This is a genomic window from Rhizobium sp. NLR16a, assembly GCF_017948245.1.
Taxonomy (GTDB): Bacteria; Pseudomonadota; Alphaproteobacteria; order Rhizobiales; family Rhizobiaceae; genus Rhizobium.
In genome coordinates, this window is the sequence record NZ_CP072866.1 from 161,851 (window position 1) to 188,078 (window position 26,228).

A 26,228-nucleotide genomic window follows, 5' to 3' on the forward strand; every position below is an offset into this window, starting at 1 on the left:
CTCGACATGCAATGGAAGAATAACCTGCTGGTGTATTCTCACACCAAACTATTTTCTGCGCAACGTCAGGTAGTTATAACTTCATGTATTTCACGCTTTACAGAGCTTTAACGCTATTATTCTAATTTAAGCACCAGCTATTAAATCTCGCTGGACGTTCTAAAACGATGCGTTTTCTGGTTGCAGCTTCCCTTTTTGCAATGGCCGCAGCCCAGTCCGCGGCGGCCGATCTTTCCGCCTACAAAAGGCCGCTGACGGTGCCTTTCGAGAAAGTGACGCCCTATTCGCCGCAACTCGCGACGCTCGGCAAGATGCTGTTCTTCGATCCCCGGCTTTCCGGCAACAAGAACATGACCTGCGCCAGCTGTCATAATCCTTCCTTCGGCTTCGAGACGCCGGTGAAGACACCGATCGGCGCGGCCAATACCGCGCTCGCCCGCCAGGCGCCGACAGTCCTGAACGTCGCGTGGGTCTCACCCTTCTTCTGGGACGGCCGCGCGAAGAACCTGGAGGATCAGGCGGCAGGCCCCATCACCGCAGCCGCCGAGATGAACGGCAAGCTCGAAACTGCTGTCACCGAAATGCAGAACATTCCCGACAAGGCGTGGTTCGGCGAAGTCTTCCCCGATAAAGGGATCACAAGGGAGACGATTCTGACGGCGATCGCCACCTATGAGCGGACAGTGGTTTCCAACTGGTCGCCCTTCGACCGGTGGGTGGACGGCGACGAGAAGGCGGTTTCCGACAGCGCCAAGCGCGGCTTCGAGGTCTTCACCAGCAGCGCCGGCTGCTCCGCCTGCCACTCAGGCTGGAATTTCACTGACAACAAGTTTCATGACATCGGCCTGCCGGATGAGGATATAGGCCGCTTCAAGATTGATCCGAGCAGCCCGAACAATCAGCATGCTTTCAAGACGCCGGGCCTGCGCAACACGCTCTATCGCGGCCCCTATATGCACGACGGCAGCCTGAAGAGCATGGACGAGGTGATCGCCCACTACGAAAGCGGTGGCGTCGGCCGCCCCTCGCAAGATCCCGCCATGATGCCCTTCTTGCTGACTGACCAGGAGCGCGATGATCTGATCGCCTTTTTGGGAACTCTGACCGCCGAAAAGCAGGACATTCCCCTGCCGACGTTGCCGAACTGAGGTGCATACCATGAAACTCTCCATACGCATGCAGATCCTCGTCCCCATGGTGGCGACGATCGTCGTCGGATTCGGCAGCGCCCTCCTGATCGGCAACCAGGCTATCACCGGCCAGGCTCGGGTTGCCGCTGTGGTGCAGGAGGCGGTGAACGCCAAGCTGAGCTCGGCCCATATCGAGCAGCAGTTCCGGCAGGCGACATCGGTGGTCGACCGGGTGCTTTCGATGACGAATTTCGTGCCGGCAGCCGAGGTCAAGGCAGCGTTCGAGGAAAGCAATGGCGCGCTTTCGCAGTCGCTCGATGAGCTTGGGCGCGTTGATCTCGCCATGTCGCTGACCGAGGGGGTGCGCTCGCTTCGCGAGGCGCACGGCGCCTGGGAAAAGGACGTCAAGGTGAGCCTCGGCCTGCAGCAGGCCGACCAAGTGCCGACGGCCGAGAAGCTGGCGCGCTCGCAGCAGGCGATCATGGAAGGCATCACCGCCGTCAACGGTATCGTCGACAGGATCGCGACCGAAAGCGTCGCCGAGGCCGGCAAGGCCCTGGAAACGAAGATCGAAACTGAACTGGCGCTCGCGGGCCTTGCCGCCATCATCGGCCTCGGCATTCTCATTGCCATCGCCCGGCATGTGTCGCGTCCGATCCAGCGCATCACCCGATCCATGCAGGAACTTGCCTCCGGCGAGACTGACAATGCGATCCCCTATGCCGGGCGTGGCGACGAGATCGGCCTGATGGCGGGCTCCGTCGAAGTCTTCCGCCAGAACGCCATTGCGCGCATCCAACTGGAAAGCCAGGCGGAGGAAAACCGGCGTCTGGCCGAAGCAAACCGGCTGGCCGACCAGGAGCAGGCGGAGCGCAGCGCTGCAGCACGGCTGAAGACTGCGACCTCGGGCCTCGCCGCCGGCCTGAAACGGCTTGCGGAGGGCGATCTCGCCTTCCAGCTCTTGGATCGGTTCGCGCCTGAATTCGAGCCGCTGCGGCATGATTTCAACGCGTCGGTGGAGCAGCTCGGGCGCACCCTGCTTTCGGTTTCAAAAAGCGTGTCGATCATCAATACGGGTACCCGCGAGATCAACAACGGCTCCAGCGAGCTTTCCGGCCGCACCGAGCGGCAGGCGGCAACGCTCGAGGAGACCGCCGCTGCGCTCGACGTCGTCACGGCCAAGGTGACCGAAGCCTTCAATATCGCCGAAGAGGCGCGCAGCGTTGCCGACAACGCCAATCGCAGCGCGATCGCATCCGGCAAGGTGGTGGCCCAGACCGTCGACGCCATGAGTCAGATCGAGGAATCCTCCAAGCAGATCAACAATATCATCGGCGTCATCGACCAGATCGCCTTCCAGACCAATCTGCTGGCGCTCAACGCAGGGGTCGAAGCCGCACGCGCCGGCGAGGCCGGCAAGGGTTTTGCCGTCGTCGCCCAGGAAGTGCGAGAGCTCGCCCAACGCTCGGCCCAGGCCGCCCGGGAGATCAAGGAGCTGATCGGGCGAGCATCCGCCAAGGTCGCGAGCGGCGTCGAACTGGTCAACCACACCGGCGCGGCACTTGGCGACATCGGCCGCTTCATCGTCGATATCAACCAGCGCATGGAAACGCTCGCCGCCTCGGCGCGCGACCAGGCGACCAGCCTCTCGGAAGTCAATTCGGCCATGAGTCAGCTCGACCAGGTAACCCAGCAGAACGCCGCCATGGTGGAGGAAACGACCGCCGCCAGCGTCACACTGGCCAGCGAAGCCGAACGGCTGCGCGAACTGGTCACTCAGTTCGAACTGGGTGGGGCAGACTCCGGCACGCGGAGCTATCGCGACGCAGCGTGAGGTAAGCACGATTAGGTCCCGGCCCGGCTGACAGCCGGGCTTTTTGCACGCAGCAGGGCGATCAGCATCGGGCCGAGTGCAAATTCACTGCGTTCGGCGCGCCGCGTCAGGTCCCTGAGATAGCCTCCGGCGGAGTTGATGCACTCTCCCCTTTGCAGGATGCAAGCCATGACGGTGGCGGCGCTTTCCGGCCCCATCACGCGTGACGCCGCCTCATAGGCCGACGGACTGACGGCGAGCATCGAGCGCACGACGATGGCCGCTGTCATCAGATCCCGCCAGCTGTCGACCTTGCCGCCAGGGCCGTAGTCCATGATGTCGGGGCAAGCCTGGAGAACAGTGGCGAGCGGGAAGGATTTCAGTTCGCATACTCTCGGCCAAACGGCGAGGCGCGATCCCTCCCGGCCGCGTGTTTGCGCTTTCGGCCCGTCATCGTGCGGCTTCGTCCCCGGTTGCGGATCCCGGCCGGCCTGCCCCGCCCCCGTTTCCAAGCGCGGTTCAGATTCAGAAAGGGATTCGGTGTGAGAATTCTGTATGTGGCGCTCAATCCGGGATTCACTGGTGCTCGCCATCTGCATTTTCGCGTGCAGCTCCAACAGGTTGACGATATCTGTGCGGAGTGTCTCGAGGTCTTCGAGGACGGGCGTGAGGGTTTCGATCGTCGCGGCTCGCGGAATCCGATCCAGGATAGAATGGAACATTGAGGACACGCGCTCGCAATCTCCCGCAACCGCTTCCTCGACGGCTGCGGAAATCAGCTTGGCGATGTCGCGCCGGTAGATCGTCAGCCGCTCCTTCATGGCGCGCAGCATCTGCCGGTCAGCGGCGATCCGTGCCGCCATCACCTCGATCTCGCCGGCCCGGGCGAGGAGCGGGGCGAGGCTGAAGCCATAGGCCTCGTCGATTCCGCCCCCCCGGCCGCGGCGGGCATAACGTTTGCCGTTCGGGCTGTCCTTGCGGGAGATCAGGCCGGCCTCGATGAGTACGGCGAGATGCCGGCGCAAAGTGGCGGCGGCCATGCCGCGGGCTCTGAGCGAAAGCTGCGCGTTCGAGGGGAAGACCACCAGTCCTTTTTCGCTGGACAGTTCGTCCTCAGGATAAAAACTCAGCAGCGCATCGAGCACCGTCAGCGCTCTGTCGGAGACGTCGAGCCCTGCCCGCGCCTCGCAGACGGAGCGGAACAGTTTCCATTTGCTGCGCGTCGTCTCGGCCGCGATCGCTTCGCCTCGCCGCTGTTTCAGCAGCATGGCGAGCGTCATCGGCCGCCGCCCGAAGGGCGTCGTCACATAGTCACTCTCCATTTCCTTCACCTCTCATCGGGCAAAAGAAATCCGCTCACCGAAACGATGCGAGGGAAAAGGTGCTGCAGCATCATTTACGCGTCTGAAAAGACGCGCAGGCGCTGCAGGACTCTTGACGGGGATTCGTGAAAATGCGATTCTCTGTCTTGCTAAGGATATGAGAAGGGCTTCCACGACTCGTTCGTTTGGGGGCCTTTTTCTTTTGCGGTTTCAGTCTCCTTGTTTGCCCTCCTCGGCGAGGAATTGCTCATAGAGCGCATCCAGCCTGCCGGAGAGAAATTCTCCGAAGCGACCGGCATTTCTCGCCTTCATCGAGAGCGAGAACGCCTTACCGTCATTCTTCATTTCCGCCTGGACCGCCTTATCAAGCGGCTGCCATGTCATCTTCCTCGCGGCGACGGTTTTCTTCACCGGCCGCGCGTTTTTGTTCAGCGCCGCATGGAGTGCCTCGAAACGTTTGTCGGAAGGTAGCTGATGAAAGTTGTCGTCTTGCAGGACTTTGGCGACATTTGCCGCATTGGCCGATTTGCCGGCGAGCAGCGACAGCTCCACCCAGCGCTCGCGGCCGACGCCGGGTGCGGCGCCGATCGCCTGGACGACCTCCGGCGAGATACGATCCATGACCGACAGCATCTTCGAGACTGAAGCCGCATTGGCGGCGAGCGCCGTCGAGATAACCTCCCTGTCATAGCCGAGTTCCTCAAGCCGCCTCGCAAAGAGCGCGCGCTCGATGAAGGTGAGGTCGGCGCGGGCGGAATTCTCCTGCCCCTGGGCGATCACATGGGTCCGGTCGTCGATCGCCTTGACGACGGCGCGGACATTGCGGCCGAGCGCGCGGGCGGCGCGCAGCCGCCGGTGGCCGAAGACCACCTGATAACGTCCGTCGATCCTGGTGTGGGGACGTACCAGGATCGGCGTATCCTGCCCGCGCGCCCGGATCGCTTCGACCAGCATTTGGAAGTCCTCGTCATCCTCGGACAGCCGGTCCTTGACGAAGGAGGCTTCGACGAGATCCGGGTCAAGATCGACCACCGCCTCGCCTTCGAGGAATTTTTCCGCCTGCTTGGCCAGCTCATCCAGCGAGCGGACGAGCGACCGGCCTGCGCCGCGCATCGGATAGTTAGGCGCGCCCGCGTTTTCGTCCGGCATATCGGCCAGTCCTTCCAGCAGATTTTTCCGTGCCATCGCTTCCTCCGGTTGCGGTCATTCCATTGATTTGCTTCACGGAAAGCGTGAATTTGTCGGCCGACAAATTCACCTTCCCCATGCCTGGTGAATAAGCCCGGCGATCTCTGCGTTGACGGCGTCCATCGCCTCCATCGCGCGATCATAGGTTCCCCGGTTCATCGAGGAACGCTCGACCTCATAAAGTGTCTGTTTGGTGATCCCGGCATCCGAGATTGCCGTCGATTTGACCATCTGGTTCTTCAGCATGAACTCGTGGAACATCGTCGACATGAAGCCGACCATCTGCGCCTGCGGCACGTCGGTCGGCTCGTAGCGGGTGATCAGATAGCGATACCAGGAGAGGTTCACCTCGGCGCCGGCGGCGCGGATCGGCTTCAGGATGCCGCCGAGCATGAGCAGGAACTGGCCCATCGACATGACGTCGAGCATCTGCGGATGGATGGTGATCAAGACACTGGTCGCCGCCGTCAGCGCCGTCAGGGTGAGGTAGCCAAGCTGCGGCGGGCAATCAATGACGACGACGTCGTAGCGGTCGTCGACTTCAGCGAGCGCGCGGGAGATGCGGGTGAAGAAGGTCTTGCCGTCATTGCTCGACTTGTCGGTCATGGCGAGCGGCGTATCGTATTCATATTCCTGCAGGTCGAGATTGGCCGGCACGATATCGAGGCCGGGAAAATTGGTCTTGTGGATGATCTCGGAGAGCGGCTTCTTTTCGTCGTCATAGCGGATCGCCTCATAGAGCGACGAGGCCTGGTCGAACTCCGGCTGGAAGCCGTGCAGCGAGGAGAGCGATGCCTGCGGATCGAGATCGACGGCAAGGACGCGGTGGCCGGTCAGCGCCAGGTGCTGGGCGAGATGGGCTGATGTCGTCGTCTTGCCCGAGCCGCCCTTGAAGTTGACGACGGCGATCACCTGCAGCTTCTCATGGCCGCGGCGATGGGGCACATACATGCGGCTCTCGGAGCGGCCATGCGCATCGAGATAGCGCCTGAGCTCCAGCATCTGCTCGGCGCTGTAGGAGCGCCGCCCGGAAGGCGAAGTCTGCGGGCAGGGGCCTTTGCCTTCGAGATGCAGTTTCTTCAACGTGCTCTGCGAGGCCCCGACATAATTGGCGACCTCGGCGAGAGAGAAGTTGCGCAGCGTCTTCTTCGCGTTCGGCGGAAAGCGCTGCACGCTCAGGAGATGCAGCTTCTTCGAAATCACGTCGCCGTGCTCGAGAATCTGATCCTCGAAATAGAGCGGCGCGGCCTTCACGGCGTTCGAATTAGCGTTCATCGGCAGCAATCTTTCGGATAACGGTTTTCGGGATCAAAAGCCCCTGTAACCGTTATTATCCGCGATTCTCCGATACCGGCCAAGAAATTTAAGGTTAACGCATATTAACCTTTTCGATGCTCGTTCAAGCGCTTGCCGGATCTCTGCGTGATGTCCGGACGACCGGGGATTTTGGGCCGGGGGCGCTGACAAAGCGCCCCCGGCGGCGCCCGGCCGAAGGGGAGGGGGCATTCGGCGGGCTTAACTCAATGGCGCTTCGCCTGTAGTGATGCGCTGCTCGTCGGCGCCGAAGAGGTGAACGGTGTCGTGGCCGGGGGCGATCCTCAACACGTCGCCGGGGGCGGCCCGGATCCGCTCGCGGAAGACGCAGGTCAGCGTCTGCCCTCCGAGCCGCACGAGCACGAGTGTTTCCGAGCCTGTGGGCTCGACGACGACGGTCGTCACTTCGATGCCGTTGGGGTCGAGCATGATATGTTCGGGGCGAATGCCGTAGGTCACGGCATCCTTCGGCCGGCGTTCGCTCGGCAGCAGCAGCCCGTCCACGGTCCTGAACCCGTCTTCGCTCATGCTGCCCTTGATGAAATTCATCGCCGGCGAGCCGATGAAACCGGCGACGAACAGATTGTTCGGGCGGTCGTAGAGTTCGAGCGGCGAGCCCGATTGCTCGATCAGCCCATCCTTCATGACGACGATCTTGTCGGCCATGGTCATGGCTTCGATCTGGTCGTGGGTCACGTAGATTGTCGTCGTCTGCAGCCGCTGATGCAGTTCCTTGATCTCCGAGCGCATCTGCACCCGAAGCTTGGCATCGAGGTTCGACAAAGGCTCGTCGAACAGGAAGACGGCCGGATCGCGTACGATCGCCCGGCCCATGGCGACGCGCTGACGCTGGCCGCCCGAAAGCTGCTTCGGATAACGCTCCAGCAGGTTTTCCAGGCCGAGGATTTTTGCCGCATTGCCGACGCGCTGATCGATCTCCGATCTCGGCATGCGCTTCATACGCAGCGAGAAGCCCATGTTCTTCGCCACCGTCATATGCGGATAGAGCGCGTAGTTTTGGAACACCATGGCGATGTCGCGGTCTTTGGGCGCAAGCTCGTTGACGATGTGCTTGCCGATCTGGATCTTGCCCGAGGTGATGCCCTCCAGGCCGGCGATCATTCTGAGCAGCGTCGATTTTCCGCAGCCGGAGGGGCCGACCAGGACGACGAATTCGCCGTCGCCGATATCGACGGACACGCCTTTGATGGCTTTGAACGCGCCGTAGTCCTTGCGCGCATTGCTGACCGAAACATGGGCCATGAAACTCCTCCCGAATTCGCCGTCAAAGTCCGTTCAAGACACTTTTGAGAAAATCGAGGCCGAGGCGCTCACCCTCCTTGCGCGCGGCCAAGTTCTTGCCCGGCCAGCCGTAAGCGGCATCCTCGTGCTCGATCGACAGCGTGCCATCAAAACCGTAGCCGCGGGCCTGCCTGAGGAAACGCGGCCAGTCGAGCAGACCGAGCCCCGGCAACTTGTATTGCCACCAGCCCTTGCCGTGATAGCCGAGTGCCTGCAGGGCCTCGGCGTCGATCGCCGTATCCTTGGCGTGCAGAATGGCGATGCGGTCCTTGACCGCCTCCAGCGCCCGATAGGGATCGACGCCGATGCGGATGAGGTGCGAGGGGTCGAATTCGAGGCCGAAGCGGGGGTCCTCGATGCGGCGGAAAAGTTCCTGCCATCCCCTAGGCGTCGTTCCGATGAAATTGTCTCTAGGTCCGGGCCAGTTCTCGATCGCGAAGGTGAGGCCGCTTGCCTGCGTTTGCGCGATCAGCCCAATCGCGAAGTCGGCGAAGTCGTCATAATTGGCCTCGTCGCTTGCCGTATCGTTACGACCGGGAAAGATCACGAAGATCGGAACGCCGGCGCCGCCGATCGCTTCGGCAAATTCTGAGGTCCTTGCCCGGAGTTCCCGGCGCTTGTCGCGATCGGCATCAAGCTGATTGCCGAAAAAAGTGATCGAGGAGACGAAGAGGCCGCGGCTTCTTGCCAGCGTAACGGCATCTTCCACCCGGTCGGGCGTCTTGATGTGGCCGCCGACATCGATCTCGATCGCTTCGAACCCCGACGACGCGGCGAAATCTACCACTTCCTCCAGCGGGCGGTCATTGAATGTCGAGGTATAGAAGCCGATTTTCACCATATCCTCCGATCCTCATCAAAATCCGGGGCCTTGCGGTCGTTTCAACTGTTCAGCCGATCCATGAATTTCAGCGGCGAGCGCGTGCGCTGCGCCACATCGGCCGATGCGAGCATCAGGGCCGCCGCCATCGGCATGGCCGCCGCACCCATGGCCGAGGCGTCCTCGCCGATCGAGGCGCGATGCAGCGAGGGCAGGTTCGTGTCCTCGGCGTCGAGATGCTCGTGGACGTAACGCAGCAATTCATCGACGATGCGGATCGGCAGCCGGCCGCCGACGAGCACGGCATCGGGATCGACGATCATGGCGATATGTTTGACCGCGACGGCGAGATGCGCGCTCATTTCCTTCAGCCATTGTGAAACGAGGCGCTTGCCGCGCGCGTCGAGGGTCAGCAGATCCTGCGGCACGCTCACCTCGATCCCATGCCGGGCGAGGAAATCATAGAGGAAGAACAGCGAGAAGATCTCCCCGAGAAGCTGGACCTTCTGCGCCTCGCCGTCGCGGCCGTCGGCAATCGGAAGCCAGCCGATCTCGCCGCTGAGGCCCATGGCGCCGCGATGGCCGTTGCCGTCGAGAACGAGGCCGCCGCCCGGGCAGGCATTGACGGCAATATAGAAGAAGCTGCTGCTTTCCGCGCCGAGGCCGTAGTTGAGCTCGGCAAGGGCAGCGGCATTAGCCTCGTTTTCTGTGAAGACGGGATGCGGCGTCAGGCTCTCCAGTGCGGCGCGCACGTCGAAATCAGTCCATTCCTGATAGGCGTCGGGCTTGCCGAGCAGCGAGATTTCGCCGAGCCAATCCGGCATGGCAAGGCCGATGCCGGCAAGGCGCGCATCGTCGATCAGTCGGCTGCGCTGGAAATGCGAGATCGCATCTGATGTCAGTTGCATGAATTCCGCCGGCAGGATGAAGCGCTTCTCGTGGTGTACGCGGGCGCGCACATTGCCGACGGCGTCGACCGCCAGGATCGTCAGATGGTCGCGGTCGATGTTGATGCCGATGGCGTAATAGGCATCGGGATTGATTTCGAGTTCGATTGCCGGCTGGCCTCTGAGCCCATGCCGGCGGCGGGCCTCCATGATCAGGCCCTCGTCCAGCAGGCGGTCGACGATGCGGGCGATCGCTGGTTTGGTGAAGCCCGTCTGCCTGGCGATCTCGGCGCGCGAAATCGGCGCCTGGCGGTGGATGCAGCGCAGGACGACGGCCCTGTTGTGCTCGCCCGCGTCTTCGACATTGGCGCCCGTCAGATCGGGGGAGAGCCTAGCGCCGAGTGTCTGGTTCATGCGTTCAATCCTTCCGCGCGCGTGGAGAGTGAAGCAGACCCTCTCATCCCTTCACCGCGCCGCTGGTCATCGCGCCGAGGATCAGCCTCTGGAGCGACAGGAAGGCCACGATCGCCGGAACGACCGCAATCAGGCAGGCGGCTGCAAGCAGCTGGATGGACGAGTCGGTCTGCATGCCGCGGAAGTTAAAGATTCCGACGCCGATCGGCATCAGGTCATTTTTGGTGAGCAGCAGGAAAGGCACCAGGAATTGCGACCAGCCGGCAATCACAGTGATGATGAAAACCGAGGCGATGCCCGGCGCCGACAGGGGCACGATGATGCGCCAGAAAACCGAGAAGCGATTGCAGCCATCGATCATCGCCGCCTCGTCGAGGCTGCGCGGAATGCCGTCGACCGTACTTTTCAACAGCCAGGTCGCCAGGGGAACACCGAGCGCGATATAGACCATGACGACGGCGAAATGCGTGTCCAGCAGGCCGAGGCGGTTCATGTAGCGATAGAGCGGCACCATGATGACGAGCGGCGAGATCATCTGGAAGAGCAGCAGCCCCATCATCGAGAGGCCCTTGCCACGGAACTGGAAGCGGGAGAAAGCGTAAGCGGCGGGCAAGGCAACGATCAGCACGCCGAGCCCGCTCAGAGCCGCAAGCTTCAGGCCGTTCCAGAGATAGATCGGGAAATAGCTGTTGTTGAGAACGGTGATGAAGTTCTGAATGGTAGGGTTGTCGGGAATGTAGCGCGCCGCGCCGCGATAGACCTCGCGCTTGTCGCGTAGCGCCATCGACAGCAGATAGGTGAGGGGGCCGGCGAAGAAGACGAACATCACCAACATGAAGAGATAGCTCATGGCATCGCCTAACCGGCTTCCGGTGCGTCCGCTCATTGCTCTTCCTCCTTCGGCAGGAACGACGCATAGACGAAGGCGAGCCCGAGGCTGATGATCAGCATCAGCACGGAGAGCACGCTGCCGCCGGAGAGGTCATAGTTTCGGAAGACGATATTGAAGACGTAGAGCGAGATCACTTCGGTCGCGCGCCCGGGTCCGCCGCCTGTCAGTGTGATGATCGCATCGAAGGTGTTCACCGTCTGGATGGTGATCAGGATCATGTTGACGAGGATGGCAGCGCGCAGCTGCGGCAGCGTGACGAAGAAGAACTGCTGCGAGGCGCTGGCGCCGTCGACCTCCGCCGCCTCGTAGAGCGAGGGATCGATCGATTTCAGCGCCGCATACATGACGACCATCGAAAAGGCGGTGCCGCGCCAGATGTTCGAGATCAGAGTCGACCACGGCGCCATTGCCGGGTCCGAGAGCCAGGCGACGGTCGGCATGTGCATCAGCCTCAAAATGCTGTTGAGCGCGCCGTAAGGCGCTTCGGAAAACAACATCTGCCAGATGATGCCGCCGGCAATGCCCGGCACGACCCAGGCGACAAGCGCCGTGGTCCTCAGGATCGTGGTGCCGAACAGGCCGCGCTTTTCGCCGCGAATGACGGTGACGGCGACCGCAAGCCCGAGGATCTGCTGGCCGATGACGCTGCCGCCGACGAAGATCAGCGTCGCCCAGAGAATGTCGGGCAGTTGCGGCGAGCTCAGCGCACTGGTGATCGACCCAAACGTATATTGCTGGTTCTCGCCGATCAGCGTCGCATTGGTGAAGGAAAGCCGGAAAACGTCGATGACGGGATAGAGGTAGAATATGCCGATGACGATGATCACGGGCATGATCCAGGGCAGGGGCGCACCGGCGAACCGGCGCATGAACGTTCTGCTTTGAGGCGGGCTGTCAGCCTCGCTGGCAATTGGGCTCATTGGCTTCTCTGTCCGGGTTTGGCACTGTCGACGGCGCCTCAAGTCCAGGCGCCGTCGCGGTCGGAAGCGTGGAAACGCCCGGGATCAGAGACGCTTGTAAGCCTCCATCGCCGCGCTAAATGCGGCATCCAGGGCCTCTTCCGGTTTCTTCGTCCCCGACAGCACGTCTCCCATCATGATCTGGATCTGGTTGGAGATCTCGGGATAGATCGGCACGCCGGGCCGGGCTTGGCCATCGACCAGCGCATTGGCGAAGGTCTTGTTGGCTTCCGTCGAGAAGACCTCATACTTGTCGAAGAGCGACTTGCGCGTCGGCAGCTGCTGCTGCAGCGCGTTTGCAGGACCCATATAGACGTCGCGCGCCAGGTTGGCGCACATTTCGATCTTCTCCTTGTCCTTGCTGAAGGAGGCGACCGTCCAGCCGCCGGTGCCCGTCGACTTCTGGTCGGCCGTGGGGCCCGGGATCGGCGAGAAGGTCCAGTTCTTGAATTCCTCTTCGTCGAGCGTCGTCTTCAGCTGTGCATATTGCCAGTTGCCGCCGATGAAGAGCGCCGTCGTCGCGGCAGCCGCCGCAGCGTTCATATCGTCGTAATTGGCGATCGTCGTAACGCGCTTCGGCGCCGCACCGGAATCGACGAGATCCTTGAAGTAGTTCAGCGCCTTCAGGAATTTCTCCTTGTTCTCGCCTTCGCCGAAGATTGGCTTGCCCGAGTCGTCGACGAGTTTGCCGCCGAGCGCCCAGTAATTGGCGAGCCAGTCGAAGGTCGTGCCTTCCCAGCGCCCGCCGTTGAAGAGCACGCCTTCCATGCCCTCCTTGGTGGAGGCAAGGGCGGCCTTCTTCAGTTCGTCCCAGGTCTTCGGCGCATCTGCGACCACAGACTTGTTGCGGTAGAGAACGCGCAGGTCCGTATCCCACCACCAGGCACGGATGGTCTTGTCCTTGTCGGTGATGCCGCTGCGGATGAAGGGGAAGAGATCGTCCACTTCTTCCTTGGAGAAATAGGGTGTGAAATCGGCCAGCACGTGATTGACCATGAACTGCGAGAGCACGAAGGAGTCGACGGCCGCACAATCCGGCGCGTTGCCGGCCTTGGCCTGCTCCAGCATCTTGGCCTGTTCAGTGCCGATGTCGGAGGACATGAATTGCATCTGCAATTTCCAGTCCGGATGCTTCTTGATGAAATCGACGAAGAGCTTCTGATAGCCCTCGGCAATGGCGGGATCGGAATTGTTCGGGCTGTCGTTCGTCAGGCGGACGACGAGCGTTTTCGGCGCATCGGCAAGGCCGATCCGGTCTTTGGTGGCAAGTTCCTGGGCAAAAATGGTGGATGCTGAAAATAAGACAGTGCTCAGCGCCAATGCGCTGACGGTCGCGCTCTTCATGATGGGTCTCCTCCCCATTTTGAACGAATACAGCCTGGCGGTCGGTTGACCTCTCCTCAATTCCGTGCTGCATTAATTAGATTAAGTTACTTTGATTTGATGTCAAGCCAGAGCTTGGGAGGATGAGATGCTGGCGAGATTCAACAGCAGCTAGCGCACGCTGCGGTTTTCGGAAGGGATGCACGCCAAAATAAGTTGCCGACAGCGCCTTAGGGAAATCAGGCGCATCCAACCCGCAATTTTCCTGAGGAAAAGGCCGATCGATCGCGGATGGCCGCGATGGTGTCAGTTCGTGCTCCGGGCCGCAGCGGCAGCCGGAAACTGAAGTCCATGGAGGAGAAGATGCGTTTACTCATTCTCGGAACCGGCGGCATGGCCAACCAGCACGCCGCGCGTTTCAAGGCGATCGAAGGCGTCAGCGTCGTTGGCGGCGTCGATGTCGTCCCGGAGCGGCTCGCGGCCTTTTGCACCGAACATGGCATCGCCAATCATTTCATCTCGCTGGAGGATGCGCTCGCGTGGGGCGAGTTCGATGCGGTGGCGAACGTCACGCCCGATCGTATCCACCACCCGACGACGCTTCAGGCGATCGCCGCCGGCAAACATGTCTTCTGCGAAAAGCCGCTCGCCACCGATGCCGTCAAGGCGATGGAAATGACCGAGGCGATCGAGCGGGCCGGCAAGGTCGGCATGGTCAACCTCACTTATCGCAATTCGCCGGCGCTGCAGAAGGGCCGGCAGATGGTGCTTGCCGGCGAGATCGGCGCCGTGCGCCATGTCGAGGCGTCGCATCTGCAAAGCTGGCTGGTCGGCCGCCACTGGGGCGATTGGAAGAGCGAAAGCAAATGGCTCTGGCGGCTGAGCAAGAAACACGGCTCGAACGGCGCGCTTGGCGATATCGGCATTCACATCGTCGATTTCGCCTCTTATGGCTCCGGCCTCGACGTCGCCCACGTCTTTGCGCGGCTGAAGACTTTCGACAAGGCGCCGGATCACAGGATCGGCGAATACGATCTCGACGCCAATGACAGCTTCACGATGAATGTCGATTTCACCAATGGCGCGATCGGCACGATCCAGGCGACACGCACGGCAGCCGGCCAGATGGATCAGCTGCGCCTTAGGGTCTATGGTGAAACCGGCTCGGTCGAGATGATCTACGACACCGGTAAATCGACGCTGCGCGCCTGCCTTGGCGAAGATGTGCATACCGCGACGTGGCGCGATGTGCCTTTCGATCCTGTGGAGACGAACTACCAACGTTTCGTCCAGGCCGTGCGGGCGGGCAAGACCCAGGAACCCTCCTTCCGGCGCGCCGCCAACATCCAGAAGGTGCTCGACACGGCGCTCGCCTCCGATCTCAGCCATACCGATGAGGCGCTCGGCTGAGCCCGCCGAATTATGTTGCACGGTCGGCTTAGGCCGAAGCTGGCGGCAGCAGAAGCGTGTTGAGGAAGGGCAGGAGGGCTGCACCGAGTGCCACGCCGCCACCGCTGAAGCTTGCCGGCCGCATCGGCGAAATCCATGGCGTCAGCAGCGGCCTGGTCGAGGTGTCGCGCCGCTCGACGGAAAGCTGATGGATCAGCGCCTCGATCACCCCCTGCGGTAGGTCGCCGCCGATCATGACGACGCTCGGGGCGATGAAGCCGGCCATGGCGATGATCGGGTCGAGCAGATGGCCGGCGGCCTCGCGTATCCATTGCGACAGCGACGACGAGGAGAACTCCTCGCCCCTGAGCAGGCGCGCGAAGTCCTCGTCTCCGATGCGCGAGCGCAGGGAATCGAAACCGACGACGGTATTGAGCTGGACATTGTCGGGCCCGGTCAGCATTTCGCCGATGCTGCCCGCCCGCCCATGCACGCCGGAATAGGGTATGCCTCGGATGAGGAAACCCGCCTGAACGTCATCGTCGATGATGATCATCGCGAGCCCGCCCTCCGGCATGGCGCTGCCGATCGTGCGCTCGGCAAGCAGGCTCGCCGTGCATTCGTTTTCGACGTAGGTGCGTGCGATCGTCGACATCGCGGCAAGCTGCTCGCTGCGGGCATCGTTCCAATCGTTGGCGGCGATCCCGAGCCCGACGATCGGCAATGTCGCATGCCGATCGGCCATGTCCCGGACCGCCGCGTGTACCGCGCCAACCCCGTCTTCCGGCTCCACGTCGAAATAGACCCGGTCATGCACTTGGCCGCTCAAATCGATCAGCACGATCTCGCCGCGCGTCCGTCGAAGCTTGACGCCGATCGAAAACGCGCCCTCCGGCCGCAGCGCGAATTCCGTGGCCGTCGCCACGCCGCCGAGCCCGGTGCGCCGGTTCGATGTCACGAGCTTCTCGTCGGCAAGCCGCCGCAATATATTGGTGATGCCAGGCCCGGTCAGCCCGCTATGCCGCCCAAGCTCGGTGCGCGTCAGTGGCCCGTGCCGGCGGATTGCTTCTAGGATGACGCGGATATTCCGGTCGGCGATCTCACCCGATCTCAAGCCCACCGTTTTGGCGCGGGGAGCGCCCAACTCTTGAGTGTGAAGCCGACGCGGCCCCGACCGAAGATACCGCATGACCGTCTTTCTTGAGAGCACTTCGACGGTGTGTATCACGCTTATCGGTGTTCGTAACGATTTTCCAACGAAGTGCTCCGGCTTTCGAGAACCGCAACGGCGTGCCGATCATCCTCGCTGCGTCTTCTATACGTTAATAGCTGCAAGGACGATCGTTGCCGAAACCGTCGCGACAAGCCGGCCTGAGTGCGAAGTCAGCGCTGGAGTATCCAACCGATCCGGTCTGCGCCGGGTCGGTAGAGGTCGTCGTGCAGGACGACGCCGACATGGCAACGGCGATGAGCGCTGCCATCGCTGCCGGCAATTTCCACATCCGGAGCATCCCTCAACCCTCCCTTCGCCGCCAACAGGCAGCGTCTTCAGTGTGGTTGCCAAAGCAGATAGGTCGATGCTGCGATCAGGAAACTGTCATCATCGATCAAGATTGCGTTATCCTTGCGGCTGATGGTCGCCTACTTAGAAAGGGAGTTTTTTCGAAGGGCTCGGAGGCTGGAGAGAGCTCCGGCCGGCTCGTTAAGGAGAAACGACATGGCACGGGCGTTGAGAAGATCACGCTCAGTGTTGGATGTGATATCGCTTTCGATAAACTTGTCTTGGACGATCAGAACGTGCGTCGGATGAAGGCAGGCGGCTCGATCCAAAATCTCTCGGAGGACATAGCACGCCGCGGATTGCTGACCAGCCTGAATGTTCGCCCGCGGATGTCTTTTCCATGCTATGATGGGCCTGCAAAGCTCAAGTTCGACGTCTGGAATATGGCAGAGGCCGAACGCTACTTTGCCCCGGCGAAGGGAGTTTGCGCCCAGCAGGGCTCGCCCCCCGAAGCGCTGGGTGTGCTGCCTTTTTGATCGATCGGGAGGAGGTTGTTCATGTCCACGGATAGTGTCGACCGCCCGCTGCAGCCGGGCGACCGGGCACCGAATGTTGTACTCGATGCGATCTCGCGCGAAGGCAAGATCGCGCTCGATGACTTTCGAGGCCGTAGCCCGCTACTGATCGGTCTATTTCGAGGCCTACACTGTCCATTCTGTCGGCGTCATGTCTCGGCGATGGCGCAGCTCAACCCTGCCCTGAAGGAGAAAGGCATCGAGTGTCTCGCTGTCGTCAAGACGCCCGTCGAACGGGCGCGGCTCTACTTTCGTTACCATCCACTACCCAACCTTATCAGCGCATCCGACCCGGAGGGGGCTTCGCATCGCGCCTTCGGTTTACCCATCCTCGAGCTCACGGAGAATGAAACCGAATGGCCGCACAAGCTCGGAATGGACGCGGTCAGGACAATGCGGATCGATTTACCGCGGGAGTTGCCCGTGCCGATGAACCCGGCTGCGGCGGGCGACTTTCTGGAGAAAAAGGACCCGTATGAAATGACGGCGGCCGACCAGCAGATTATCATCGCCGGTCACATGCCGCTTATCGGCGAGTTCCTGCTCGATCGGGACGGCACTGTGCGCTGGAGTTTCACAGAAGCCGAAGAGGGGGGCCAAAATCTATGCCGGGCGCCGAGTCCCGAAGAATTGATGTCAGCAGCGTCCCAAGTCGCACTTCAGTAAGCTGCTGAACAACTCGTCCCACGAGATGGTTGGCAGCCTTATACCAATCAGCGAACGCGCAGAGCTTCCCGTTGTATACGATGATCAGCAGGTCTGGGGCCACCAGCGGACCGTGGGCATTGCGAAGTCCGTGGCGAGCAACGGTCATCAGAACCAGTAGAATCTGGACCAAAGTCAGCATCGCGCCTGGAAGGTTCTCAACCAACCATCAAGGTCAGGGCAGCCTCGGATGGTAACCTCTCTGCAACATCCGCAATGAGGAGGAAGTCGCTCCCTCCCCATTCATCACCGCATCGCCGTGACCTCATTGATGGACCGGATCCGTCACCGCTTTGATGACCTCGGACGCCATCTTGAACTCCTTCTCGCGGCTGGTGATGCCATGGCGTCGCGCGATCCAGTTAAAATCGGTGTAGGCGACACGGACCGTTCCATCCTTCGCTTCGTAAACGAGAACTCTGACGGGCCAATCGAGCCCGGCCACTGGATTGGCGGTGATGAACGTCGTTCCGAGCGCCGGATTGCCGAACAGGATCAGCCGCGATGGACGGACCTTGTTGCCAGCCGCGTTGCCGAGCCTTGCTTGATCGATATCATCGAACAGCATTATGCCCTTCTCTGCGACGCTGCCTTTGATCTTTGTGACAGTCTCGTCGACCGAATAGCGACTCTTCAGAACAACGACACCGTCCCGGGCACCTGCCTGGACGATAGTGGCTGATGCCGACAGAATTCCTGCCAATGAAAGCGCGGCCATGAACAATAGTCTGATCATTCTTTGCATGTCATTTACTCCTTTCGGTTGTGTCTGTATTCAAACTCGTCGCCGGCTTCCGCATGGAAGGGGCGACCCCTATTCCGGCTACCACGGAAAGTTGGGATCTATCGGTGCGGGGCGCTTAGCGAACCCGCGAGCAGCATTGCTACCGCCAGAGCTGCGATAAGCACGTAGACGGATGCGTTCCAGCCGACGTGATCGTAGACCTGACCGAGAACCACACTGCCGGCCATGCCTCCGGTATAGTAGGATGCGAGGTAGATGCCGCTCGCTCCAGCCTTGTCGCTCCTGGCATGTTGACCGACGACGCCGGTTGCCATTGCCTGTGCGAGGAAGGTGCCGACTGCCACCAGTGTCAAACCGATCAGGATGACCGGCAAATACGCACTGAGAAGCGCGACGAGTCCGACGATGGCAATCGCAAGCGTCAGCACGATTCCGGTTGCCGGCCCCACAGCGCTTGCGAGCCTGCCGGCGAAAGGCGTGGTGAAGATCGACGGAAGGAAGACGAGATAGACAAGGCCGAGCGCCATCGGGCGTACCCCGAGCGTGACAATCCGAAAGTTGACATAGGTGTAGGTGCCGATGAACACGAAGAGGATGAGGAAGCCGATAGCGAAGACGCGTCGCAGCTTTGGATCGGCAAGATGTCCGCCCCAGATGCGCATGGTGAGGTTCCCGCGATCATCGCTCCGCATCATGCTGGTCGTCCTTTTGAGCGTGAACCAAACCAGGGCGGCGCCGAGGAGGTTGAGGGCGGCAAACACCAGAAAATTTATCGAGAGGCCGCCAATGCCTGCGACGGCAGCGGACAGCATGCGGCCGAAGAGGTTGCTGGCAACATTGCCGGTGACATAGGCGGCTAGGGCCGTGGAGGCCTTTCCGGCGGAGAAATGCTCCGACAGATAGGCGGCCGTCAGCGTGAAGGCCGTCGACATGCAAAGCCCCTGAAGTACTCGCAGCGCGGCAAAGACGATGATGTTGTCGGTAAATGCCAGAAGCGTCGTTGGCACGGACAGGATCGCGAGGCTGATCCAGATGCCGTTGCGCCGGTCCAGGCCGCTGCCGACGAAGGCGACGAGCAGACCGGCGAGCGCCATACCGAGGGTGCTGGCATTGACGGCGAAACCCATCGTGGCGCGGCTGACCTGAAACCTCTCGACCAGAGAAGGCAATACGGCTTGCGCCGCAAAGAGGTCGACCAAGGTCAAAAAGGCGATGAGTGCGATCAGTCCAAAGCGCCAACTGTCGGCGTGAATGGTCCGGCGCTCTTGAACGGATGCCGTGAGCGGCTGTTCGATGTCGGTCATGCTTGTTCCTCCGGGATGCGGCGTTTCCCTGCCAGTGCGAGGGAAACGCCGGCGAGCGATGGGGCTGCTTCAGATCAAAGGGCAACCGTTACATCGCCGCGTCATCGGTGTGCATTTCCGGGCTCAGTATGTCGGAGGAATAGAGCACGGCCGAAGCCTTGCCATTGTTCTTCCACCAATGGGAGAGATGTCCAAACTCGGCCGTCACCTCGCCCTTCTTGTGCAGGATCGGCACCTTGCAGGTGCTGCTGTATTCCGTAATCGAGCCGGAGATGATCAGGATATTGGCCGGGCGCATCTCGTGCGAATGCCAGGGAACGATGCCTCCCGGCTGCACGACGAGCTTGCGCATGCGCAGCATGCTTCCCTTCCATGCCTCGCCCTTGGACGAGAGATCGATTGATTTGACGACGCTGTCGGAGACGCCCTTCGGCATCATCGGGCCAGGCTTCATGCCATCTTCAGTGACCTGATCGGCCGGGCATTCGCCCGCCATGGCGGACGCGGCGGGCAGGGCGGCGCCCAGGACCACTGCAGCAAATGCGAGAGCGGCGAGGGACATGCGGTCGGTTTTCAATACGGGCTTCATCAGCGGTTTCTCCTTGTTGGAGCCCGGCGAGGACGGTGCCGAGCATGTTCGAAGACTGGCGGAGCGCCGATCGAAAGAGAAATGCCAGATGCTTTTGATTTCGATAGCCGCAAGCTATTATCAGCCGCAGGGGAAACACCGAATGCCCGGCAGCTTGCCAGGCTGTGCTCCCGTGATTGTTACGATACTGCCCTTAATGCGAACGGCCCGACGCTTTCGCCCAGCCGTATGATTTCACGGCGCCGACAAAGACTGAAACCGCCGGGGAGAAGCGTCGGCCCGCCACCGTCACAAGGCAGACCTCGCGCGAGACTTCCGGGTCCGCGACAGGTCGCACCTGCAATCCTGGGATAACGGCGCTGTATTCGGGAATGAAACAGATACCAAGGCCACCGGCGACCAGGTTCTGAATCCAGTCCTCGCGCTCGCTGGAATAGGAGACGAGGGTCTTCACGCCTTGTGCATCGCAGAGATCCGTGAGGTAATCCCAGTATTCGCAGTTGACGCGACGCAGGTAGATCTCACCGTCGATCGCCGCGATGGGAATGGCATCGTATTGACCGAGGCGGTGGCCGGCGGGGAAAGCGAGCATGAACCTCTCGCGAAAGAGCGAGGTCACGTCGAAGCGTTCCGGAAAGCTTGTTGCCGTCGACATCAAAGCCACATCGATTTCGCCAGTCTCCAGCAGATCGGACAATCGGGCGGGCACGCCCTCGATCAGTTGCAGCTGGATTCCCTTGTGGCGCATGTTGAAGTCGGTGAGCAGGCCAGTAAACCGGCGCGGTCCGATCGTGCACATAATGCCGACCTTGAGCGGTGCTTCACTAAGACAGAGAAATCGCGACGCCTCCGTACGCACGCCCATCAACTCGTCCTGGATCTGCTGGAATCGCGGGCGAAGAAGGTTGCCGAGATCTGTTATGTGGGTGAGATTGCGCTCCCGGCGGAACATCAGGCCGCCCACCTCATCCTCCAGCTGCTGGATGGCGCGACTGAGCGCTGGCTGAGTAACATTGCACTTTTCGGCCGCGCGCGTGAAGTTTCGAGTTTCACACACCGCCAGGAAATACCTTATATGGTGGATATCCATCGCCGCCCCCCGGCATGAATTCTATTTGCAATACCCTCAATATTCTCCGCGGGCGGCATTCTCCACCAATGCCATGGATTTATCAATTCCATACCAGACTGGCATTTCTAAAGCGAAGCCCCGTCGGCCATTCTGATTGCAAGACGCCAGACGGCGTAGTCGATCGTAGTGGAGAGCACATATGCTGAACGCCTTTGATCCCGTAACTGATACTCTCGTCGGCCGCAGGCCCTTGGAAGGGCGTAGCGCCATTGTCACTGGTTCGACCAGCGGCATCGGCCTTGGCATTGCACATGCGCTTGCAAGGGCAGGGGCCGCCGTGATGTTGAACGGCTTCGGCGACCCTGCCGAGATCGAGATGCTGCGCGACGGCATTGCCACGGATAACGATGTCGACGTTGCCTACGACGCCGCCGACATGTCGAAGCCGGAAGCGATCCATATGATGGTCGAGAGGGCGTTCGCGCGTTTCGGACAGGTGGACATCGTCGTCAACAATGCCGGTATCCAGCATGTTTCGCCACTCGGAAAGTTTCCGCCTGAAAAGTGGGACGCCATACTTGCTATCAATCTTTCCTCAGCCTTCCATCTCGTTCAGGCGACGTTCGACAGCATGTGCGCCAACCGCTATGGCCGGATCGTCAATGTCGCCTCCGCCCATGGATTGGTCGCGTCCCCCTTCAAATCCGCCTATGTGGCGGCCAAACACGGCATTGTCGGGTTCACCAAGACGATCGCGCTCGAAGGCGCCGAATTCGGGGTGACATCCAACGCGATCTGCCCCGGCTACGTCTGGACGCCGCTTGTCGAACACCAGATCGAGGATCAGGCGAAGTCGCATAACATCCCACGCGACGCGGTGATCCGAGACGTCTTCCTGAAGGACCAGCCGACGAGGCGCTTTGCCACCGTCGAGGAAATGGGCGCGCTTGCCGTCTTTCTCTGCAGCGATCTTGCTGGATCGATCACAGGCACGGCGATCCCTGTCGACGGCGGATGGACTGCGCACTGAATCTTTATTTGAGACACGGAGGTTGCGATCGTGAACAAACATGTGGGTGCAAAGCTCAAAATGCAGCCCGACTCTTCGCTCGCCGAGCGCGAGCCGCGGACGATCAATCTTGCGCTGCAGGGCGGCGGCGCACATGGCGCCTTCACGTGGGGAGTGCTCGATCGGTTGCTGGACGAGCCAAGCCTGTCATTCGAAGGCATTGTGGCAACCAGCGCAGGCGCGATGAATGCTGCGGTCGCAGCCTATGGCCTGGCTGAGGGCGGGCGGAGCGGAGCACAGACGGCGCTGGCCAATTTCTGGCGCCGTGTCAGCCACGCAGCTGCATCCGGACCTTTGCAGCCAACCTTGCTCGACCGCCTTACAGGCTCGAAATCGCTGGAATTCTCGCCGGCGTTCATCATGTTCGACCTGGTGACACGGCTGATGTCGCCTTACCAGTTCAACCCCTTCAATTTCAATCCCCTGCGCCAGGTGCTGGAACAATCGATCGACCTGGAGGCAATCCGGATGGCACGGTGCCCTGTCAAGCTCAACATCTGCGCCACCAACGTGCGGACTGGCAAGGTGAAGGTGTTCGGCAACGACGAGCTCTCGGTCGATGCCATCATGGCGTCTGCCTGCCTGCCCTTCCTGTTCCAAGCCGTGGAAATCGGAGGGGAAGCCTATTGGGACGGTGGCTATATGGGCAACCCCGCAATCTTCCCGCTGATTTATGGCTGCGACACGCCCGATGTGCTCGTGGTTCACATAAATCCGATAGAACGAACGGAACTGCCGCGCACGGCTGGAGAAATTCTCAACCGCATCAATGAGATCAGTTTCAATTCGTCGCTGCTGAGGGAGATGCGGGCGGTGGCCTTCGTCACACAGCTGATCGACACGGCAGCGACGCCGCCTTCCAATCTCAAGCGCATTTTCGTGCACGGTATCTCAGACGACGAAGCGATGAAAAATCTCAGCGTAGCGAGCAAGATGAACGCCGACTGGGGGGCGCTCATGGACCTGAGGGATCGCGGCCGCCAATGCGCCAACCTCTGGCTGCAGGCCAATTACCAGGAAATCGGCAAACGATCGACCGTAGACGTCCGCGAACGTTATCTTTGATCCTCAGCCATTTCGGCAGTCCGCCTCCCGCCGGCCGAAACTTAAGCCCCCGTCCACCACTCCGGCGAGGGCTTTTTTTGTCTGAAAGAGATTGCCCATCGACACATAGAGACGGCGTATCGAAATCATGCAGAGACAGCATTTCAGATGACGGCTGACTTCTGGGAATGTGAAGACAGGCAAGCCGATGGCGGTTTGACCTCACGCAACCCAGGAGATTTCTCATGAATACCACTCGTCTTCTCATCAGTTCGGCCCTCGCCGCCGCAGCCTCCGTGGCTGCCGGCAGCGCCTTTGCCGGCCCGGCTGCCAAGCCGGATTTCTCGTTCGAAAAGTGCTTCGGCGTCGTCAAGGCTGGCCTGAACGACTGCCAGACGGCCAGCCACTCCTGTGCCGGCACGTCCACCGCCGACAACGCCAAGGATTCCTGGATCTACGTGCCGGCCGGCACCTGCACCAAAATCACCGGCGGAAGCAACGAACCCAAGGCCTGACCTTTCCACCACTTCAACCAAAGGAGTAATCGATGTCCAAGATATTTCCGAGCAATCCGGTGCCAACCGCCGCGGGCATCGGTCTTCGCTCCCAGCATATCGGTGAAATGCTGTCTCGCCGCCCCTCGGCGGGATGGCTTGAAGTCCATGCGGAGAATTACATGGGTGGCTCGGCGGCCGTCGACGCGCTGGAGCGGCTGCGGGAAAGCTATCCCCTGTCTGTCCATGGCGTCGGCCTTTCACTCGGGAGCAGTTCCGGTCTCGACCGCGACCATCTGGAGCGCATGCGCAAGCTCTGCCTGCGCTTCCAGCCAAGCCTGGTGTCCGAGCATCTCGCCTGGAGCGCCGCCGACGGCGCCTATCTGAATGATCTCCTGCCGCTGCGTTACGACGCAGAGGCCCTCGCCATCGTGACCGCCAATGTCTCGAGGCTGCAGGACACCCTCCAGCGGCGTGTCTATATCGAAAACCTCTCTGCCTATGTCGCCTTCGAGGGGTCGACAATGACCGAGGCGGAATTCCTGGTCGAGCTCGTGGGCCTTACCGGCTGCGGCCTGCTTCTCGATATCAATAATGTTCACGTCTCGGCCTGCAATCTCGGCTTCGATTCCAAAGCCTTCATCGACCAGCTTCCCCCGTGCGCCATCGGTGAGATCCATCTTGCCGGGCACGCGATCAACGAGGTCGAAGGTGATATCGTGCTGATCGACGACCACGGTTCGCGCGTTCCGCCGGCCGTCTGGTCGCTCTATGCTTACGCGATCCGCAAGATTGGACCGCGTCCGACGCTCATCGAATGGGATACGGATGTGCCCGCTCTCGACGTGCTACTCGGTGAAGCCATGTGGGCCGACATGCTGGCGCAATCGATCGCCTTCGAAGATCGCATGCTGGTGGAACGGCCGACACCACAGTCGACCCGGTTCGAGGGGATGATCCTGCCATTGCGGGCCGACAGCCGAACGGGCCCAATGCCGGCGCTCGCCGCGTTTGCGACAATCAAGCCGTCGGTGTTCGCCAATCGTCCCGGCGCAAGGAGGGTGGGCCATGCTCTCTAGTTGCGCACTGCAATCGCGGGTCGCCCAAGCCATCCTCCGTGAAGATGGCTGCGATCTTGCGCCGGTGCTGGCGAAAGGTGCTTTCGACCCGCTGCGTCGGTTCAACATCTATCGCAACAACACCTTCGCCTCGCTGACAGCGACTTTGATCGCGGTTTTTCCGATCACGGTCCAGCTTCTCGGCGAAAACTACTTTCGTCATGTCGCCGGCGCCTTCATCCGGAATAATCCGCCGCAGGAAGCGCAGCTTGTTCGCTATGGCGGCAGTTTCCCGCGCTTCCTGGCGGACTTTGATGGCATCCGCGCCATGCCCTTCATTGCCGAAACGGCGCGGCTGGAATGGATGATTGCCGAGGCGCTGGACGCGCTGGCGCTGCCCGGCTGTCGCTTGGAGCAGTTGGCGGACGGTGAAGACGACACCTCACCCGAGATCGTTCTTCAGCCCTCGCTACGCCTGCTGGTTTGTCGTTGGCCGGCGCTGGACATATGGGAAGCGCATCAAGCCGGCGGAAACATCGAAGCATTGGCGAGGCTGGGCCGCCGACCGGAGCGGATCGCGCTCTGGCGCGGCCAAGATAGCATGCGATTTCTGCGCCTCGATGCCAGTCATTTCGCCTTCCTTCATGCCCTGAAAAGGCGCGCCAGCCTGGAGGCTGCGGTCAGCCGTGTGCTTGCCCGCACTCCCGGCTTCGATCTCGAGGGTGCCTTTGGCGGCCTTTTCGCCTTTGGCCTCGTCGCTCGCATTCGCCACATCAAGCCCGCAACCAAGTGAACAGGATGGAAGTCATGACTATGATGTCCCCTTCTTCGACGCGACACAGAGGCGGTATTATCGGTCTCTATGTCGCCGCTATCGAGAGCCTCAACAGCCTGCCGTTGTCGCTCGTCCAGCTCGTTGCCCGTCTGGCGGTCGCCCACGTCTTCTGGCACTCGTCGCAGAGCAAGCTTGCCTCCTGGCCGGCGACAGTTCAGCTGTTTACGCTCGAATACCAGCTGCCCGTCATCGATCCCGGCGTGGCCGCCGTGCTTGCGACGACGGCCGAAGTCACTGGCTCGATCTTGATTTTTCTAGGCCTGTTCTCTCGGCCCGCTGCCCTTTTGCTGCTTTGCGTCATCTTGACAATCCAGCTCCTCGTCTACCCGCAGAACTGGCCGGACCATTTGCTCTGGACGGCACCGTTGCTGTTGATCCTGACGCGCGGGGCCGGTGCGGTTTCACTCGACTATCTGGGAGCACGCCTGTTCCCGAGGGGGCGCTGAGCCATGCGCGCCGGCATCGAAGAAACAAGCGGCGACTC

Annotated in this window: 25 protein-coding genes; 10 read left to right on the forward strand and 15 right to left on the reverse strand. The window is 61.2% G+C overall.

From position 1 onward, the window contains the following. Window positions 1–167 precede the first annotated feature (167 nt). Both J7U39_RS20510 and J7U39_RS20515 read left to right on the forward strand, forming a co-directional pair. Window positions 168–1,148: a cytochrome c peroxidase gene (locus J7U39_RS20510; protein ID WP_210632087.1), complete on the forward strand. Its 981-nt coding sequence runs from the start codon at window positions 168–170 to the stop codon at window positions 1,146–1,148. 10 nt (window positions 1,149–1,158) lie between these two features. Continuing rightward, a complete protein-coding gene (locus tag J7U39_RS20515; protein ID WP_210632088.1) occupies window positions 1,159–2,964 on the forward strand; it encodes a methyl-accepting chemotaxis protein in 1,806 nt (601 codons plus the stop codon). Between the two features lie 11 nt (window positions 2,965–2,975). On the opposite strand, the gene repC is transcribed toward J7U39_RS20515, so the two are convergent. The 9 genes from repC to J7U39_RS20560 all read right to left on the reverse strand — a co-directional run bounded on the left by repC (window position 2,976) and on the right by J7U39_RS20560 (window position 13,385). Beyond that, window positions 2,976–4,265 carry a plasmid replication protein RepC gene (repC, locus tag J7U39_RS20520; protein ID WP_210632089.1) on the reverse strand — a complete coding sequence of 430 codons (1,290 nt, stop codon included), beginning with the start codon at window positions 4,263–4,265 and terminating at the stop codon, window positions 2,976–2,978. A gap of 210 nt (window positions 4,266–4,475) precedes the next feature. Then, the gene (gene repB, locus J7U39_RS20525; protein ID WP_210632090.1) at window positions 4,476–5,450 is read right to left on the reverse strand and encodes a plasmid partitioning protein RepB; all 975 of its coding nucleotides are present in this window, start codon (window positions 5,448–5,450) and stop codon (window positions 4,476–4,478) included. A 69-nt stretch (window positions 5,451–5,519) separates the two neighbouring features. Continuing rightward, on the reverse strand, window positions 5,520–6,728 hold the full coding sequence (gene repA / locus J7U39_RS20530; protein ID WP_210632091.1) for a plasmid partitioning protein RepA: 1,209 nt from the start codon (window positions 6,726–6,728) through the stop codon (window positions 5,520–5,522). 240 nt (window positions 6,729–6,968) lie between these two features. After that, the gene (gene ugpC / locus J7U39_RS20535; protein WP_085782018.1) at window positions 6,969–8,030 is read right to left on the reverse strand and encodes a sn-glycerol-3-phosphate ABC transporter ATP-binding protein UgpC; all 1,062 of its coding nucleotides are present in this window, start codon (window positions 8,028–8,030) and stop codon (window positions 6,969–6,971) included. A 22-nt stretch (window positions 8,031–8,052) separates the two neighbouring features. Next, a complete protein-coding gene (locus J7U39_RS20540) occupies window positions 8,053–8,907 on the reverse strand; it encodes a sugar phosphate isomerase/epimerase (RefSeq protein ID WP_210632186.1) in 855 nt (284 codons plus the stop codon). Between the two features lie 44 nt (window positions 8,908–8,951). After that, window positions 8,952–10,190: an ROK family transcriptional regulator gene (locus J7U39_RS20545; protein WP_210632092.1), complete on the reverse strand. Its 1,239-nt coding sequence runs from the start codon at window positions 10,188–10,190 to the stop codon at window positions 8,952–8,954. Window positions 10,191–10,233: 43 nt separating this feature from the next. Further along, complete coding sequence (locus tag J7U39_RS20550) at window positions 10,234–11,076, reverse strand: carbohydrate ABC transporter permease (RefSeq protein WP_085782016.1); 843 nt, start codon at window positions 11,074–11,076, stop codon at window positions 10,234–10,236. Further along, a complete protein-coding gene (locus J7U39_RS20555) occupies window positions 11,073–12,002 on the reverse strand; it encodes a sugar ABC transporter permease (protein WP_210632093.1) in 930 nt (309 codons plus the stop codon). The genes J7U39_RS20550 and J7U39_RS20555 overlap by 4 nt, the downstream gene beginning before the upstream one ends. Window positions 12,003–12,086: 84 nt before the next feature. Continuing rightward, complete coding sequence (locus J7U39_RS20560) at window positions 12,087–13,385, reverse strand: extracellular solute-binding protein (protein WP_210632094.1); 1,299 nt, start codon at window positions 13,383–13,385, stop codon at window positions 12,087–12,089. 342 nt (window positions 13,386–13,727) lie between these two features. Between J7U39_RS20560 and J7U39_RS20565 the strand changes: the two genes are divergently transcribed. Beyond that, window positions 13,728–14,774 (forward strand): Gfo/Idh/MocA family oxidoreductase, encoded by a 1,047-nt coding sequence (locus tag J7U39_RS20565; RefSeq protein ID WP_210632095.1) that lies wholly within the window; start codon window positions 13,728–13,730, stop codon window positions 14,772–14,774. 28 nt (window positions 14,775–14,802) lie between these two features. On the opposite strand, the gene J7U39_RS20570 is transcribed toward J7U39_RS20565, so the two are convergent. Both J7U39_RS20570 and J7U39_RS31855 read right to left on the reverse strand, forming a co-directional pair. Continuing rightward, the gene (locus tag J7U39_RS20570; protein ID WP_210632096.1) at window positions 14,803–15,942 is read right to left on the reverse strand and encodes an ROK family transcriptional regulator; all 1,140 of its coding nucleotides are present in this window, start codon (window positions 15,940–15,942) and stop codon (window positions 14,803–14,805) included. A gap of 133 nt (window positions 15,943–16,075) precedes the next feature. Continuing rightward, on the reverse strand, window positions 16,076–16,264 hold the full coding sequence (locus tag J7U39_RS31855) for a hypothetical protein (RefSeq protein WP_097601245.1): 189 nt from the start codon (window positions 16,262–16,264) through the stop codon (window positions 16,076–16,078). Window positions 16,265–16,811: 547 nt separating this feature from the next. On the opposite strand from J7U39_RS31855, the gene J7U39_RS20580 reads away from it, so the two are divergent. Next, the gene (locus J7U39_RS20580) at window positions 16,812–17,495 is read left to right on the forward strand and encodes a peroxiredoxin-like family protein (RefSeq protein ID WP_183705030.1); all 684 of its coding nucleotides are present in this window, start codon (window positions 16,812–16,814) and stop codon (window positions 17,493–17,495) included. Between the two features lie 304 nt (window positions 17,496–17,799). Here J7U39_RS20580 and J7U39_RS20585 read toward each other — a convergent pair whose 3' ends face one another. The 4 genes from J7U39_RS20585 to J7U39_RS20600 form a co-directional block, all read right to left on the reverse strand. Then, window positions 17,800–18,279 (reverse strand): DUF302 domain-containing protein, encoded by a 480-nt coding sequence (locus J7U39_RS20585; protein WP_183705088.1) that lies wholly within the window; start codon window positions 18,277–18,279, stop codon window positions 17,800–17,802. Window positions 18,280–18,377: 98 nt separating this feature from the next. Then, window positions 18,378–19,583: an MFS transporter gene (locus tag J7U39_RS20590; protein ID WP_210632097.1), complete on the reverse strand. Its 1,206-nt coding sequence runs from the start codon at window positions 19,581–19,583 to the stop codon at window positions 18,378–18,380. Window positions 19,584–19,671: 88 nt separating this feature from the next. Next, window positions 19,672–20,172 carry a cupin gene (locus J7U39_RS20595; protein ID WP_210632098.1) on the reverse strand — a complete coding sequence of 167 codons (501 nt, stop codon included), beginning with the start codon at window positions 20,170–20,172 and terminating at the stop codon, window positions 19,672–19,674. Window positions 20,173–20,365: 193 nt separating this feature from the next. Next, a complete protein-coding gene (locus J7U39_RS20600) occupies window positions 20,366–21,262 on the reverse strand; it encodes a LysR family transcriptional regulator (protein WP_210632099.1) in 897 nt (298 codons plus the stop codon). A 181-nt stretch (window positions 21,263–21,443) separates the two neighbouring features. On the opposite strand from J7U39_RS20600, the gene J7U39_RS20605 reads away from it, so the two are divergent. The 6 genes from J7U39_RS20605 (at window position 21,444) to J7U39_RS20630 (ending at window position 26,190) form a co-directional block, all read left to right on the forward strand. Next, window positions 21,444–22,274 carry a 3-hydroxybutyrate dehydrogenase gene (locus J7U39_RS20605; RefSeq protein ID WP_210632100.1) on the forward strand — a complete coding sequence of 277 codons (831 nt, stop codon included), beginning with the start codon at window positions 21,444–21,446 and terminating at the stop codon, window positions 22,272–22,274. A 30-nt stretch (window positions 22,275–22,304) separates the two neighbouring features. Next, complete coding sequence (locus tag J7U39_RS20610) at window positions 22,305–23,378, forward strand: patatin-like phospholipase family protein (protein ID WP_247241777.1); 1,074 nt, start codon at window positions 22,305–22,307, stop codon at window positions 23,376–23,378. Between the two features lie 224 nt (window positions 23,379–23,602). Next, window positions 23,603–23,872 carry a DUF2282 domain-containing protein gene (locus J7U39_RS20615; protein ID WP_210632101.1) on the forward strand — a complete coding sequence of 90 codons (270 nt, stop codon included), beginning with the start codon at window positions 23,603–23,605 and terminating at the stop codon, window positions 23,870–23,872. 32 nt (window positions 23,873–23,904) lie between these two features. Further along, window positions 23,905–24,930, forward strand: coding sequence for a DUF692 domain-containing protein (locus tag J7U39_RS20620; protein ID WP_210632102.1), 1,026 nt, complete (start codon window positions 23,905–23,907; stop codon window positions 24,928–24,930). Continuing rightward, window positions 24,920–25,702 carry a putative DNA-binding domain-containing protein gene (locus tag J7U39_RS20625; protein WP_210632103.1) on the forward strand — a complete coding sequence of 261 codons (783 nt, stop codon included), beginning with the start codon at window positions 24,920–24,922 and terminating at the stop codon, window positions 25,700–25,702. The genes J7U39_RS20620 and J7U39_RS20625 overlap by 11 nt, the downstream gene beginning before the upstream one ends. Before the next feature lie 14 nt (window positions 25,703–25,716). Beyond that, on the forward strand, window positions 25,717–26,190 hold the full coding sequence (locus J7U39_RS20630; protein WP_210632104.1) for a DoxX family protein: 474 nt from the start codon (window positions 25,717–25,719) through the stop codon (window positions 26,188–26,190). The last annotated feature ends 38 nt before the right edge of the window (window positions 26,191–26,228 follow it).